Raw genomic sequence first — 13,951 nt, forward strand, 5'->3', positions numbered from 1 at the left:
ATATGCTTCTGATCTGGCCGAAAAGTGCTCGAATCAGTGGCTCGAATGTCGGTGGCCCCGGGTTGTATGGGGGCATGCCATCCCGCACTCGAAGCCTTGTCGATCAGGTCGTCGCCGACCTCGATCGGGTGCTGTCCGATGACGCGCTCGCGGGATTGTCCGACGTGGAACGGGTCGAGGTCCTGCAGGCCGCCGGAGCAGCGTTCCGGCGCGTCGAGGCCGTCGTGGTCGAGACGATCGCCAGTGGCGATGCGATCGACTTCCCGCATTCCACCGGATGCCGGACGCAGAACGAACTGCTCCAGCGCACCTTGCTGACAGACATGCGCGGAGCGACGCGCGTCGGGGCTGCCGTCGACCTGGTTCGACGGGATGTGAACCTGGTGTCCGGCGATCGGCTGCCCGCGCGGTGGCCGGCGCTGCGAGAGGCGATGCTCGACGGCGCGCTCAGCATCGCGGGGATGCTCGCCGCGACCGAGCCGCTCGAGAAGGTGTCGCACCGCATCAGCGTCGATGATCGGCTCGACGCCGACATCTGCCTCGCGCGTGCGGCGCGAGGCATCAGACCCGACCCCGAGGCCGGCCCAGACGATGAGGTTCAGGGCCCGGCACCCACGATCGACGAGCTGAAGCTCCTTGCAGAGACGCTGGCCATGCTGCTCGACCCCGATGGAGACGAGCCCGGCGATGAGCCTGCGCGTCGTCGGGGCATCACCCTCGGCCAGGTGCGCGATGGGCTGCGTTCCATCAAGGGATATCTGACGCCCGATGTCGCCGCGCAGTTCGAGCTGATCCTCGATGCGATGAACAACCCCAAGGGCGACGGCCCGCCTCTGCCGGGTGTGGTGTTCACTGTCGATTCTGACGGCGTCGATTCTGACGACGGCGATGCTGACGACGGCGATGCTGTAGACGGCGATGCTGAAGACGGCGATGCTGAAGAGGACCCGTACAACTCCGATCCGCGCTGCGTCATCGACGACCGCACGCCCGCACAGAAGCGACATGACGCGCTCGCCGCGGCATTGGCGATCGCTGCCCGTCACCGAGACATGCCCACCCTCGGTGGCGCCGCACCGGTCCTGGTGGTGACGGTCGATGCGAACGACCTCGCCGAGGGCACCGGGCGCGCGAGCGTCGGCGGCGCCTGGGGACAGTTGCCCGTCTCCGTTGCCGCGCACGTCGGGTGCTCGGGGACGATTCAGCGGGTGATGTTCGATGAGGGGCGGATCATCGCGATCACGACCACCGATCGGGTCTTCACGGTGCATCAACGGCGGGCGATCATCGCCCGCGACAAGGAATGTCTGATCCCGGGGTGCCATGTTCCGGCGTCATGGTGTGAGATCCATCACGTCACCGAGCACGCGAAGGGTGGTCCGACACATACGGACAACGGTGTGCCGTTGTGCTGGTGGCATCACCGATCCCTCGGGAAGTCCGGGTGGGAGATCCGCATGAACGACGGCATCCCGCAGGTGCGGGGACCTGTCTGGTGGGACCCCGACCAACGATGGCGCACCCCGCGCCTCAGCGGTGCAGAGCGGGTGCGAAACGCGAGGAATGCGCAGAAGGCACCGGTCTTCGCGCGGGCCGGATGATGCGGCTACGGCTACGGCTACGGCTACGGCTACGGCTGGGCGCCCGCGGTTGCATCGGTTCCGGCAGCTGCGTCGGTGCCGAATGCGAGCGATTCCTCATCGTCGACGGAGAGCGAGAGCACGACGGTCTCGACCACCGGGTGCGCCTCGATCTGCTGTTCGATCTCGCGCAGGCGCCGGGCCACGTCGTGTTCGCGGGCGTCGCCGGCGAGATCCACCTCGGCGACGATGAACAGCCGGTTCGGCCCGACGTACTCGATGTGCAGGCAGGTGAGGCGCTGGATCTGCGGCGATCCGAGCAGCGCCCGGCCGACTCGCTCGCGCAGCGCGGGCGATGCGTTCGATCCGACGAGGAAGGCGATGTTGCGCCCGATCAGGATCACGGCGACGATCCCCAGCAGGATGCCGACGAGGATCGACCCCACGGCATCCCAGGCAGCGACTCCCGTGATCTGATGCATCGCGATCGCCCCCGCGGCGAGCACGAGACCGATCAGCGCGGCCGCGTCCTCGAAGAACACCGCACGCAACGTCGTGTCGCTGGTGTCGAGCACGTAGTCCCAGGTCGACGATCCCCGCTCCTGCGCGAGACGTCGCGACTTCACCATCGCCTGCGTGAACGACGCCCCCTCGAGCACGAAGGCGATGCCGAGCACCGCGTACGCGACGACGGGGCTCTCGACCGGTCCCGTCTCGGACAGCTCCTGCACCCCGTGCATGATCGACACGATCGATCCCGCGGTGAAGATCCCGAACGCGGCGATCAGCGACCAGACGAACGCGGCGCGACCATAGCCGAGCGGATGCCGCTCATCCTTGGCGCGCGCGCCGCGGCGGTCGGCGATGAGCAGGAAGACCTCGTTGCCGGCATCCGCCCACGAGTGCGCGGCCTCGGCCACCATCGATGCCGACGACGTGAGCACGGCGGCGACCGTCTTGGCGATCGCGACGAGGATGTTGGCGAGGAATGCGATGATGACCGTCACGCGGTCAGGCTACTCCCGCCCGAGCATCGGCCGGCGCGTCACCCCGAGCGACGCGGATCGCCTCGCCCGGCGGGACGCGGATCGCCTCGCCCGGCGGGACGAGGGTCAGGCGCGCTGCGTGGCTCTGACCGGCAGCAGCAGCAGGAAGCCGGCGATGAGCACCAGCACGATGCCCAGGATGCCGAAGGCGGTCGAGCCCGTCAGCACGATGAGCAGGGTCCAGGCACCGGATGCCATCCAGCTCGCGGCTCTGCCCGTCGTGGCGTACAGGCCGAAGATCTCACCCTCGCGTCCGGCCGGGGTGATGCGGGCCAGGAACGACCGCGACGCCGCCTGCGCGGGTCCGACGAACGCGCACAGCAGCAGGCCGCCGATCCAGAACACGATCGCTCCTGCGTCCACCAGGAAGAACACCGCGAGCCCCGCGACGACCATGGCGGCGAGGGAGATGAGGATGATCCGCTTCGGGCCGAACCGGTCGTCGTAGCGTCCGGCGATGATGGTCGAGACGCCCGCGATGAGGTTCGCCGCGATGCCGAAGATCACGAGCTCGAGGAACTCGAAGTCGAACACCTGCCCGGCGATGATCGCGCCGAACGCGAAGACGCCGCCGAGACCGTCGCGGAACACGGCGCTCGACAGCAGGAACCAGAACGTCTGACGGGTGTCGGGGTTGCGGTAGAGGCCGACGACGTCCCTGACGAGAAGACCGTACGACGCGAAGAAGCCGACCTTGCGCTCGGGGCGTCCGAGCGACGGCTCCGGCACGTTGAGGAAGATCGGGATCGAGAACACGATCGCCCAGATGGCGCATCCGAGCGCGATGATCCGGAAAGGCAGTCCGCCGTCTTCGGAGAGGCCGAACCAGTCGGCCATGTAGAAGATGATCACGAGCACCAGCGCGATGATGCCGCCGATGTAGCCGAACCCCCAGCCGAGACCCGAGATGCGGCCGACGGTCTTCGGGTTCGCGATGCCGATGAGCATGGCGTTCGAGTTCACCGCGGCAATCTCGCCGAACACCGATCCCGCCGAGATCAGGGCCACGCCGAGCCAGAACAGCGCGGGCGTCGGTTCGACGAACCACAGCCCGAGCATGCAGGCGATGAGGGCACCCGTGCCGATGCCGAGCCAGAGCTTCTGCTTGCCGGCGGCATCCGCGCGCTGGCCCAGCACCGGTGCGATCAGGAGGATCGCGATGCCGGCGATCGTCGAGCCGAGACCCAGTCCCGACGCCAGGTCGGCCTCTGCCGCGGTGCGGATCGGGTCTGCGGAGTCGAGACCGGCGACCTCGGGCGGCAGGAACGCCTCGGTCGTGAGGTACAGCGCGGTGAAGATGAAGGTGAGGATGACCGTGTTGAAGGGTTGCGTCGCCCAGTCCCACAGCGCCCACGAGAAGACCTGCTTCCGCGGGGCGGGGTCGTCGCCGCGAAGGTCGAGGCCGATCACGCCGACCGCACCGCTGTTCGCCGTCGCTGCGGGCTCCGCTGCGGCGCCGCCGTGGGGGGATTCGCTCATGCTCGCAGTCTGGCCGCGCGGGGTGAACGGATGGTGACGGCGCGCCGCGCGGCAGTGCGCGGTCCCCCCGGCCGGGACTCACGCGTACGACGCCGCGAGCATTTCGGCGAAGAGCTCCTCCGCATCGCGCTCGACGCGGCGGCGGGTGAACCAGTCGCAGATGTTGACGCAGTCGCGGTGCAGCAGATCCAGGCCCTGCGGATTGGCGATGATGTCGACGATCTGCGGCAGGTCGATCACCCGCACCCGGCCCCGGTGCACGAGCAGGTTGTAGGCCGAGAGGTCACCGTGCGCGAAGCCCGCCGCCGCGAAGATCCGCATGAGGTCGACCACCTGGTCGTAGAGGCCCGACAGCTCGTCGGGCGCGCTGCGCACGGCGGCGAGCCGGGGTGCGGCGACACCGTCCGTGTCGCCGATGAACTCCATCAGCAGCTCCGTGCCGTTGACCTGCACGGGGTAGGGCACCGGCGCCCCGAGTTCCCACATGCGGCACAGGGCGTCGAACTCGGCGAACGACCACTGCAGCGCCGCGACCGCGCGGCCGTGCTCGGACTTCTTGGCGAGCGCACGCGTGTCGCGCGTGTTCCGGGTCGAGCGGCCCTCGGTGTAGACGCCGGAGCGGTGGAAGCTGCTGTGGTCGGAATCGCGATAGCGCTTCGCGGCCAGGAGGGTGCGCCGGCCGGGATCATCCGGCACCGCGCGTTCGAGAAGGAAGACGTCGGCCTCCTTGCCGGTCTTGAGGATGCCGAGCTCGGTGTCGAGCGCACCGGCGCTGGTCACCACCCAGTCCGGCCACGGCTGCGGGCCGCGCTCCGACGGGGTGATCGCCGGCCAGGTGGTCCAGCGCTGGTTCTCGCCGGGTTCGACATCGGCGAAGGAGGGAACGGATTCGAAGGGAGACGCGTCGAAGAGACGCGGGGAGGGTGCTTCGGACGAAGCGGAGAGATCAGACACGGTGTGGCTCCGAGGGAGGGGAGGCCACGCGCGGATCAGGAGCGGGCGGCCTCGAGGGGAAGGATGTCGGCGAGGGTCACGACAGAGACGATGTTCATGTCATCCACTCCTCTCGCTCGGGCCTTCCGGGATCACCCGGCGCGTGGTCGAGCCTAGGGCGCGCGGACGGATGCTGTCCAGACCCGGTCCGGACGAATGGTCGGATGCCGCAGACGCCGCGTCGGGCGCCGACCCTCTGTGGCTGCGAACCTGGAACCATGACGACGACCGCGCCCGTTCCGACGACCACCGCCCCCACCGAGCGGATCCGCTACGGCGGCCTCATCGTGCTGATGCTGATGGGATTCCTGCTCGTCACCGCGGAGTTCCTGCCCAACGGCGTGCTCACCGAGATGGCCGATGCCCTCGGAGTCACCCCCGGCCAGGCGGGGCAGACGGTCACGGTCACCGCGCTCGTCGGTCTGATCGTCGCCCCGACCGTCGGCCTCATGTTCCCCCGGCTCGACCGCCGCTCGCTGCTCGTCTGGATGGCGCTCGCCGCGGCGGTGTCGAACCTCATCGTGGCGATCGCGCCGAACCTGATCATCGTGCTGCTCGCCCGATTCCTCCTCGGCGCGGCGATCAGCGCCTTCTGGGCTATGTCGATCACGGTCGCCGCCCGGCTCGCGGGCCCCTCGCATCTCGGACGCGGTGTCATGTTCACCTCGGCCGGTGTCTCGCTGGCCACGGTCGCGGGTGTTCCGCTCGGTGTGATGCTCAGCGAGGTCGTGGACTGGCAGACGGTCTTCGCGATCGCCGGCGTGCTCATGGTCCTGCTGGCGGTGGCGCTGCGATTCCTGCTGCCGTCCGTCCCCGCCGAGCAGGCGTCGAGCATCCGCCTGCTCGTCGACACCCTGCGTCGTCCCGGCATCGGACTCGGCATGGTCGGACACGTGCTCGTCGTTCTCGGCCACTTCCTGGCCTACACCTACGTGCGACTCGCTCTCGAACGCATCCCGGAGGTCGAGCCGTCGACCATCATCGTGCTGCTCGCCCTGTTCGGGGTCGGTGGCCTCGCCGGCAACCTCGGGCTCGGATTCGTCATCGACCGCACGTTCGCCTTCTTCGCGGTGCTCGCACCGCTCGTGATCTCGGTATCGGTGCTCTCGATGATCTTCCTGTCGGGATCGGTGCTCGGCATCGGCATCGTCGTGCTCGTGTGGGGGTTCTTCTTCTCGTCATGGCTGCTCGTGATCAACACGTGGGTCGGTCACCGCACGCCCGACCGTCTCGAGGCCGGCGGCAGCCTGGTCGTCGTCGGATTCCAGGGAGCGATCACACTGGCCGCGGGCGTGGGCGGCCTGCTCGTCGACACTCTCGACGTCGAGTTCGTCTACGTTCTCGGCGCGATCTCGCTGCTGGTCGGCGCCGTGCTGTTCGGGCTGTCGAATCGCACGAGCACGGCAGCGGCCGCGCTCACCTGAGTCGCGGCGTCCGGCACCGGGCACGGACTCCGATCGAGCTGCCGCGCCGGCCGCTCTCGGCAGCGGGCGGCGTGTCGGGCCCGGGCTGCGACGTCGTGCTCAGGCGGGGACGTCGTGCTCAGGCGGGGACGGCGGTCAGCGCCTGAGCCCGCCACGCGGACGGTGTCATGCCGGTGCGGCGACGGAAGGCGCGGCTGAATCCCTCGTCCGACGCGTAGCCCAGCTCGCGCGAGGTCTCGCTGACGGAGCGGCCCTCGCTCAGCATCCGCTTCGCCGCATCGATGCGCACCTCGGTGACGTAGTCGGCGGGGGAGCGGCCGATCGCCGTGCGGAAGCGCTCGGCGAACACGGAGCGCGACATCGCGCCGACGCCGGCGAGGCGCTCGACCGTCCAGTCCTGGCCCGGCTGCGCGTGGATGGCGTCGACGACGCGGTCGAGGAACGGATCCTTCGCCACGGAGGGCCAGCCCTCGGGGGCGCAGCCGTCTGCCGCCCAGGCGCGGATCACGCTGAGCAGCACGGTCTTCGCCATGACGCGGCAGATCACGGGATCCCCCTGGCGTTCGGGCGACGACGGCGGATCGGTCGGGCCCATGCTCGCCGCGAGCGCCGCCGCCGCCGGTTCGAGCGCGTCGAACGACATCACGGTGATCGGGTCGGGGAGAAGTGCGGCGAGCCGGGACGCACTGTCGGAGAACTCGAGCTCCACCACCACCAGATCGGAGGCGGTGTCCGCTCGCAGCGCGACCGGTGTCCGGCCGAGCGTGAGGAACGCGTCGCCCGCGAGGAGGCTCGCGCGCATCGGCCGCTCGTCGATCGCCACGACCGTCGTCCCGGCGCTGGCCGTGCGGTCGACGTCGAGGCGGCATCCGGCGGTGGAGGGGGGATGCCCGCTCACCGACCCCGCGGCGATGTAGACCAGGGTGGCCGCTCCCGACGGCAGGGGCAGACGGTCGCCGTCGGTCAGAGCGACGCGTCGGGCCACTCCCACACGCAGGTCGACGGAGTCGAGCACCCGCCCCAGAGCTGTGGATTCGACCTTCACCATGCCTTCGGCAACGCCGGGGGCCGCGGCGCTATTCCGGATACCCTGGAAGGACCCCCACCCGAGGAGTCCCGTGTTCCGTACGCCCGACCGCCTGTACCGGGTCCTCGCGATCGCGGAGGCGATCACCTGGACCATCCTGATCTCGGCGATCATCGCCCGTGCCGCGGGTGCGCCGGGCATCGTGGTCACCATCGGCGGGGGCATCCACGGCTTCGTCTTCCTCGCCTACGGGGCGACCGCGATCCTCGTCGCGCTGAATCAGCGCTGGCACGTCGGAGTCGCCGTCCTCGCCGTGGCGAGTGCGATCGTCCCCTATGCGACCATACCGATGGAGATCTGGCTGCAGCGCACCGGTCGTCTCGCGGGCGCCTGGCGGCGGGAGCAGACCGACGACCCGCGCGACGCCCGCTGGTACGACCGTCTGATGCGGTGGTTCCTGCTCAGGCCGTTCGTCCTCGTGCTGCTGCTCGTGGTCGCCATCGTCGCGCTGTACGTCGTGCTGCTTCTCGCAGGCCCTCCCGGCGGCAAGTGACCGGATGCCGGTCGTCCGACGCGGTCAGTGCGCGGTCGTGATGCCGACGGCGTCCTGCACCAGCACCGAGGCGACCCTCGCGCCGGCGCCCGCGGCGACGATGAGCTGCTGCGGGCCGGGGATCGCCGCGTCGCCGGCCGCGTACAGCCCGGGGATGTCGGTGCGTCCCGAGCGATCGGTGACGAGGTGCCCGTCGTGATCGACCGACGGGGCGAATCCGCGCAGGAACGACAGGTCGGTCTCCCACTGCGGGCGCACGAAACCGCCGTCGATCGCGACCTCGGTGCCGTCCTCCAGTCGGATCGCCTCGATGCGGCCGCGGTCGCCGACGAGTTCGGAGATCGGATGCCGCGCGACGGCGACTCCGGCTGCGGCGAGCTCCGCCTCCTGCGCCACCGTGACGGTGTCGGCGCCGAGAGTGAACACGGTCAGGTGGTCGGTCCAGCGTGAGATGAGCCGTGCGCGGTCGGTGAGGTCGTCGGTCGTGCCGATCAGCGCGAGGCGTCGCCCGCGCATCTCCCAGGCGTCACAGGCCGCGCAGCTGAACAGGCTGATGCCGTAGAAGCCGCGCAGGTTCGGCGCCTCGGGGAGCGTCTCCCGCAGGCCGGTGGCCAGCACCACCGAACGCGCGGTCACGACCCGGGCGGGATCCCTGCGTCCGACGGACGCCGTGAATCGCGCCGCCTCGGCATCCGCGGCGCCGTCCGATCGTTCGAGAGAGAGGACCCGGACGCGGGTGCGCACCTCGATGTTCGGGTACGCCGCGAGCTCCTCGCGCGCGATGCGTCGCAGCTCGTGCGGGGGCACGCCGTCGCGAGTGAGGAAGCCGTGCGAGTTCAAGGTGGCCGCGTTGCGCGGGCGATCCGCGTCGACGAGCAGCACCCGCATGAGCGATCGGCCGAGGTTGAGTGCGGCGGAGAGCCCGGCGGGGCCACCGCCGATCACGAGCGCGTCGTAGGCATCGGTGTCGGTCATGCGCACTCCCGAGAGACGGGCGGTGCGCGCGGTGCGGTCCGACGCGGGTGCGCCGACCAGGGCGGCGCCGCCGGCGGACGCGCTCGCGGGTCGAGTCGTCCGTTGCCTCCCATCCTGCCATCTTCCGAGTGAGGGTGCCCTAACAACGACGAGTCCGGCGTGCTCCTCGGCAAAGTTGAGCCAATTCATATCAACTTTGTTTGACACCTCCGAGGCACCCGGCTACAGTTGAGTCATCGCGACTCAGGTTTTCCCGATCGCCCAGAGTTTTCCGAACCACATCAACCTCGCAACAAAGGAGAATCACATGGCACGTGCTGTTGGAATCGACCTCGGTACGACGAACTCCGTCGTCAGCGTCCTCGAGGGTGGCGAGCCGAAGGTCATCGCCAATGCCGAAGGCTTCCGCACGACCCCGTCGGTCGTCGCCTTCACGAAGGACGGGGAGGTGCTCGTCGGCGAGACCGCGAAGCGCCAGGCCGTCACGAACGTCGACCGCACCATCGCGTCGGTCAAGCGCCACGTCGGCACCGACTGGACCTTCGACGTCGACGGCAAGAAGTGGACGCCGCAGGAGATCTCCGCGCGCATCCTCCAGAAGCTCAAGCGCGACGCCGAGTCGTACCTGGGCGACACCGTGACGGATGCCGTCATCACCGTTCCCGCGTACTTCAACGACGCCGAGCGTCAGGCCACCAAGGAGGCCGGAGAGATCTCGGGCCTCAACGTCCTGCGCATCATCAACGAGCCCACCGCCGCCGCTCTCGCCTACGGCCTCGATAAGGGCAAGGAGGACGAGCTCATCCTGGTCTTCGACCTCGGTGGCGGAACCTTCGACGTCTCCCTCCTCGAGGTGGGCAAGGACGACGACTTCTCGACCATCCAGGTGCGCTCCACCTCGGGTGACAACCGCCTCGGCGGAGACGACTGGGACCAGCGCCTCGTCGACCACCTGATCAAGCAGTTCAAGGAGACCACCGGCGTCGACGTCTCGGGTGACAAGATCGCCCTGCAGCGTCTCAAGGAGGCGGCGGAGCAGGCCAAGAAGGAGCTCTCCTCCTCGACCTCGACCAGCATCAACCTCCCGTACCTGTCGCTGACGGAGTCCGGACCGGTGTCGCTGAGCGAGACCATCACCCGCGCCAAGTTCGAGGACCTCACCAAGGACCTGCTCGACCGCACCAAGAAGCCGTTCGAGGACGTCATCCGCGAAGCCGGCATCAAGGTCGCCGACATCGATCACATCGTCCTCGTGGGCGGATCGACGCGTATGCCCGCCGTCGCCGAGCTCGTCAAGCGCGAGACCGGCAAGGAGGCCAACAAGGGCGTCAACCCCGATGAGGTCGTCGCCGTCGGTGCCGCCCTGCAGGCCGGTGTCCTCAAGGGCGAGCGCAAGGACGTCCTCCTCATCGACGTCACGCCCCTCAGCCTCGGCATCGAGACCAAGGGCGGCATGATGACGAAGCTCATCGAGCGCAACACGGCCATCCCGACCAAGCGCAGCGAGACCTTCACCACGGCCGACGACAACCAGCCGTCCGTCGCGATCCAGGTCTTCCAGGGCGAGCGCGACTTCACCCGCGACAACAAGCCGCTCGGCACGTTCGAGCTCACCGGAATCGCCCCGGCTCCCCGCGGCATCCCGCAGATCGAGGTCACGTTCGACATCGACGCCAACGGCATCGTGCACGTGTCCGCGAAGGACAAGGGCACGGGCACCGAGAAGTCCATCGTCATCTCCGGCGGCTCCTCGCTGTCGAAGGAGGACATCGAGCGCATGGTCCGTGAGGCCGAGGAGCACGCGTCCGAGGACAAGGCCCGTCGCGAGGCCGCCGAGGTCCGCAACCAGGCCGAGACGCTCGCGTACTCGATCGACAAGCTGATCACCGAGAACGACGACAAGCTGCCCGAAGACGTGAAGACCGAGGTCAAGGCCGACGTCGACGCGCTCAAGGCGGCACTGGCCGGCGAGGACGACGAGGCCGTGAAGACCGCGTTCGACAAGCTGAACCAGTCGCAGGGCAAGATCGGCGAGGCCATCTACGCACAGTCCCAGGCCGAGGGCGCCCCGAGCGCCGACGCCGCGGGCGAGGCTCCGGCCGATGACTCTTCGTCCTCCGACGAGGATGTCATCGACGCCGAGGTCGTGGACGACGAGGACGAGAAGAAGTAATCATGACGGACAAGAACTTCGAAGGTGACGACGAGGTTCGCAGCGAGGGGTCGGATGCGCAGAGCACCGGCCCTTCGCCGCAGAACCCCGACTCGCGCGAGGCCGCGGCGGCAGAAGGATCCGATGAGACGCCGGTCGACGGCGCGCCGGACGATCTGACGGTCGACGACATCCTCGGCGCGACCCAGACCGGCGAGGCGGCGGCAGAGGATGCTGTGCTCGCCGATCTGGAGTCGACGCTGCTGAACGACCTCAAGCGTCTTCAGGCCGAGTACGCCAACTACCGCCGCCGCACCGAGGAGCAGCGTCAGGTCGAGAGCGAGCGGGCGAAGGGCGAGGCCGCCAAGGGCCTCATCCCCGTGCTCGACGACCTCGACCGCGCGGCCCAGCACGGGGATCTCGTCGAGGGCACCCCCTTCGCCGTGATCGCGGGCAAGGTGCGCGCCGTGGTCGAGCGGCTCGGCGTGGTCTCGTACGGCGAGAAGGGCGAGGAGTTCGACCCCCAGCGCCACGAGGCCATCTTCCAGCAGCCCACCCCCGGCGCCGACAAGACCACGGTGCTCGAGGTCGTCGAGGTGGGCTACCGCCTCGGTGACGTCGAGCTGCGTCCCGCGAAGGTCGTCGTCGCCGTACCTGCCGAGTAGGTGATCTATGGCTAGCCAGGACTGGTTCGACAAGGACTTCTACAAGACCCTCGGGGTCTCGAAGGATGTCAGCGACGCCGATCTCAAGAAGACGTACCGCAAGCTCGCTCGCAAGTATCACCCGGACTCCAATCAGGGTGATGCGACGGCCGAGGCGAAGTTCAAGGAGGTCAGCGAGGCGTACTCGGTGCTCTCCGACGCCGAACAGCGCAAGGAGTACGACGAGATCCGCGCGATGGGCTCGGGCGCCCGCTTCACGGCGGGTGGCTCGGGTGCGGGCGGCTTCGAAGACGTCTTCAGCCGGTTCGGGCAGCAGGGGCGCGGGCAGCAGCAGTCCGCCGACTTCGAGGACATCTTCGCGATGTTCAACCAGGGTCAGGGCGGGCCGTTCGGCTCCGGCCGCTTCGGGCAGACGTCCGGAGGGTTCCGTGGCTTCGGCGGCCCCCAGAAGGGTGCCGACGTCACGGCGCGCACGACGCTCGACTTCGCGACAGCGGTGCAGGGCGAGACGATCAGTCTGCAGGGCGACGACGGCAAGCCGTTCAAGGTGAAGATCCCCGCCGGTGTCGCCGACGGTCAGAAGATCCGGCTGCGCGGACGCGGCAGGCCCTCGCCGGACGGCGGGGAGAACGGCGATGTCGTCGTGCAGATCGCCGTGCGACCGCATCCGGTGTTCACCCGCGAGGGGCTCAACCTGCGCGTGGTCGTGCCGGTGACGTTCACCGAGGCGGCCCTCGGCGCGACGATCGAGGTGCCGACGCTCAGCGGCGACACCGTGAAGCTCCGCGTCGCGCCCGGCACCCCGTCGGGCCGTGTGCTGCGGGTCAAGGGACGCGGTGTCACGACGACGAAGGGCACGGGCGATCTGCTCGCCGAGCTGCAGATCGCGGTGCCGACGCACCTCGATGAGGCAGCCAGGGAGGCTCTGGAGAAGTTCCAGTCCCTGGAGCCGTCCGAGAACCCGCGTGCCGAGCTCATGGCGAAGGCGCGCCGCTAGAAGATGATGACGAGGATCGCGAACACCGAGGCAGGAGGGATTCACCGTGACTGAACGACGAGTGGATGCCGACACCCCGGTGTTCGCGATCGCCGTCGCCGCTGAGCTCGCCGGCATGCACCCGCAGACGCTGCGACAGTACGACCGCATCGGCCTCGTCGTGCCCGGCCGCACCTCCGGCGGCTCGCGGCGGTACTCCCGCCGCAACATCGAGCAGCTGCGCGAGGTCGCCCAGCTCTCGTCCGAGGGAGTGAGTCTTCCCGCGATCGCGCGCGTGCTCGATCTCGAAGACGAGAACCGGATGCTGCAGCGACGGGTGGCCGAGCTCGATGCGGCACTGCGCGCAGAGCGCGAGAACCGTCCCGGCGTCCGCGTGTTCGCGGCAGGGTCCGCCGGCGTCATCCCGATGCCGGGTGGCCGTCGTCTGCGCAGGTCGACCGACGTCGTCCTCTGGCGCCCCGGCAGCGGCAGCGGCCGCGGCTGAGATAGTTGCCGATCGCTGCCGACGTCGGCAGTCAGGCTGCTCCGAAGAACCGGGTCGCGATGTCGGCCACTTCTTTGTCGAGTGTGTCGATGCGACCGTTCAGCTGTGAATCGAGTGCATCGATCCTGCTGCTGAGCCGCCCTTCGACACCTTCGATCTGGCCGGTGAGGCGATGGTCGAGTGCGTCGATCTGGCCGGTGAGGCGATGGTCGAGTGCGTCGATCTGGCCGGTGAGGCGATGGTCGAGTGCGTCGATCTGGCCGGTGAGGCGATGGTCGAGTGCGTCGATCTGGCCGGTGAAGCGATGGTCGAGCGCCTCGATCTTCCCGGAGAGGGTGCCGTCGAGTGCTTCGATCTTGCCCGAGAGGGTGCCGTCGAGCGCCCCGATCTTGCCGGAGAGGGTGCCGTCGAGCCGGCCGATGCTGCCGGTGAGGGTGCCGTCGAGCCGGCCGATCTCGGCTCGGATCACTCTGCTGAACTGGGTGGTCATGACCGTCACCACTCCGATCATCACCGCGCCGAACACTCCGATGAGTGTCCAGATCTGAGGGTCGTTCATCGCCATGTCTCCATCCT

Annotated in this window: 13 protein-coding genes; 7 read left to right on the forward strand and 6 right to left on the reverse strand. The window is 69.0% G+C overall.

The genetic code is table 11. The features are described from left to right. The first annotated feature begins 74 nt into the window (after positions 1 to 74). A complete protein-coding gene (locus tag ABTZ43_RS00505; protein ID WP_350537493.1) occupies positions 75 to 1,601 on the forward strand; it encodes an HNH endonuclease signature motif containing protein in 1,527 nt (508 codons plus the stop codon). 29 nt (positions 1,602 to 1,630) lie between these two features. Here the strand turns inward: ABTZ43_RS00505 and ABTZ43_RS00510 are convergent, their stop codons facing one another. The 3 genes from ABTZ43_RS00510 to ABTZ43_RS00520 form a co-directional block, all read right to left on the reverse strand. Beyond that, positions 1,631 to 2,587, reverse strand: a complete 957-nt coding sequence (locus tag ABTZ43_RS00510) for a cation diffusion facilitator family transporter (RefSeq protein WP_350537494.1) — start codon at positions 2,585 to 2,587, stop codon at positions 1,631 to 1,633. Positions 2,588 to 2,692: 105 nt separating this feature from the next. Continuing rightward, the gene (locus tag ABTZ43_RS00515) at positions 2,693 to 4,105 is read right to left on the reverse strand and encodes an MFS transporter (RefSeq protein WP_350537495.1); all 1,413 of its coding nucleotides are present in this window, start codon (positions 4,103 to 4,105) and stop codon (positions 2,693 to 2,695) included. Positions 4,106 to 4,183: 78 nt separating this feature from the next. Continuing rightward, positions 4,184 to 5,059, reverse strand: a complete 876-nt coding sequence (locus ABTZ43_RS00520) for a serine protein kinase RIO (protein ID WP_350537496.1) — start codon at positions 5,057 to 5,059, stop codon at positions 4,184 to 4,186. Positions 5,060 to 5,316: 257 nt separating this feature from the next. Here ABTZ43_RS00520 and ABTZ43_RS00525 point away from each other — a divergent pair, with 257 nt between their 5' ends. After that, positions 5,317 to 6,522, forward strand: coding sequence for an MFS transporter (locus tag ABTZ43_RS00525; protein WP_056414902.1), 1,206 nt, complete (start codon positions 5,317 to 5,319; stop codon positions 6,520 to 6,522). A gap of 118 nt (positions 6,523 to 6,640) precedes the next feature. Here ABTZ43_RS00525 and ABTZ43_RS00530 read toward each other — a convergent pair whose 3' ends face one another. Beyond that, positions 6,641 to 7,570 (reverse strand): helix-turn-helix domain-containing protein, encoded by a 930-nt coding sequence (locus ABTZ43_RS00530; RefSeq protein ID WP_350537497.1) that lies wholly within the window; start codon positions 7,568 to 7,570, stop codon positions 6,641 to 6,643. A gap of 70 nt (positions 7,571 to 7,640) precedes the next feature. Here ABTZ43_RS00530 and ABTZ43_RS00535 point away from each other — a divergent pair, with 70 nt between their 5' ends. Beyond that, complete coding sequence (locus tag ABTZ43_RS00535) at positions 7,641 to 8,102, forward strand: DUF3817 domain-containing protein (protein ID WP_314097911.1); 462 nt, start codon at positions 7,641 to 7,643, stop codon at positions 8,100 to 8,102. 24 nt (positions 8,103 to 8,126) lie between these two features. Here the strand turns inward: ABTZ43_RS00535 and ABTZ43_RS00540 are convergent, their stop codons facing one another. Beyond that, entirely contained in the window at positions 8,127 to 9,077 is a 951-nt protein-coding gene (locus ABTZ43_RS00540) for an NAD(P)/FAD-dependent oxidoreductase (protein WP_056414906.1), read from the reverse strand. A 307-nt stretch (positions 9,078 to 9,384) separates the two neighbouring features. On the opposite strand from ABTZ43_RS00540, the gene dnaK reads away from it, so the two are divergent. The 4 genes from dnaK to ABTZ43_RS00560 are packed head-to-tail and all read left to right on the forward strand — an operon-like array spanning position 9,385 to position 13,375. Further along, on the forward strand, positions 9,385 to 11,250 hold the full coding sequence (gene dnaK / locus ABTZ43_RS00545; RefSeq protein WP_056414909.1) for a molecular chaperone DnaK: 1,866 nt from the start codon (positions 9,385 to 9,387) through the stop codon (positions 11,248 to 11,250). A gap of 2 nt (positions 11,251 to 11,252) precedes the next feature. After that, entirely contained in the window at positions 11,253 to 11,894 is a 642-nt protein-coding gene (locus ABTZ43_RS00550; RefSeq protein WP_056414912.1) for a nucleotide exchange factor GrpE, read from the forward strand. A 7-nt stretch (positions 11,895 to 11,901) separates the two neighbouring features. Then, positions 11,902 to 12,891 (forward strand): DnaJ C-terminal domain-containing protein, encoded by a 990-nt coding sequence (locus tag ABTZ43_RS00555; RefSeq protein WP_056414916.1) that lies wholly within the window; start codon positions 11,902 to 11,904, stop codon positions 12,889 to 12,891. Positions 12,892 to 12,937: 46 nt separating this feature from the next. Continuing rightward, a complete protein-coding gene (locus tag ABTZ43_RS00560) occupies positions 12,938 to 13,375 on the forward strand; it encodes a heat shock protein transcriptional repressor HspR (RefSeq protein WP_149422085.1) in 438 nt (145 codons plus the stop codon). Between the two features lie 31 nt (positions 13,376 to 13,406). On the opposite strand, the gene ABTZ43_RS00565 is transcribed toward ABTZ43_RS00560, so the two are convergent. Then, positions 13,407 to 13,940 carry a hypothetical protein gene (locus ABTZ43_RS00565; protein WP_350537498.1) on the reverse strand — a complete coding sequence of 178 codons (534 nt, stop codon included), beginning with the start codon at positions 13,938 to 13,940 and terminating at the stop codon, positions 13,407 to 13,409. Positions 13,941 to 13,951 lie beyond the last annotated feature (11 nt).

Origin of the sequence: Microbacterium sp. NPDC097977, assembly GCF_040302605.1 — a bacterium.
GTDB lineage: Bacteria > Actinomycetota > Actinomycetes > Actinomycetales > Microbacteriaceae > Microbacterium.

What these genes read in the sequence shown, in the direction of transcription:
- ABTZ43_RS00525 (WP_056414902.1), top strand. Translation starts at nt 5,317, where the DNA reads ATGACGACGACCGCGCCCGTTCCGACGACCACCGCCCCCACCGAGCGG.
- ABTZ43_RS00550 (WP_056414912.1), top strand. Translation starts at nt 11,253, where the DNA reads ATGACGGACAAGAACTTCGAAGGTGACGACGAGGTTCGCAGCGAGGGG.
- ABTZ43_RS00540 (WP_056414906.1), bottom strand. Translation starts at nt 9,077, where the DNA reads ATGACCGACACCGATGCCTACGACGCGCTCGTGATCGGCGGTGGCCCC.
- ABTZ43_RS00530 (WP_350537497.1), bottom strand. Translation starts at nt 7,570, where the DNA reads ATGGTGAAGGTCGAATCCACAGCTCTGGGGCGGGTGCTCGACTCCGTC.
- ABTZ43_RS00565 (WP_350537498.1), bottom strand. Translation starts at nt 13,940, where the DNA reads ATGGCGATGAACGACCCTCAGATCTGGACACTCATCGGAGTGTTCGGC.
- ABTZ43_RS00555 (WP_056414916.1), top strand. Translation starts at nt 11,902, where the DNA reads ATGGCTAGCCAGGACTGGTTCGACAAGGACTTCTACAAGACCCTCGGG.
- ABTZ43_RS00515 (WP_350537495.1), bottom strand. Translation starts at nt 4,105, where the DNA reads ATGAGCGAATCCCCCCACGGCGGCGCCGCAGCGGAGCCCGCAGCGACG.
- ABTZ43_RS00505 (WP_350537493.1), top strand. Translation starts at nt 75, where the DNA reads ATGCCATCCCGCACTCGAAGCCTTGTCGATCAGGTCGTCGCCGACCTC.
- dnaK (WP_056414909.1), top strand. Translation starts at nt 9,385, where the DNA reads ATGGCACGTGCTGTTGGAATCGACCTCGGTACGACGAACTCCGTCGTC.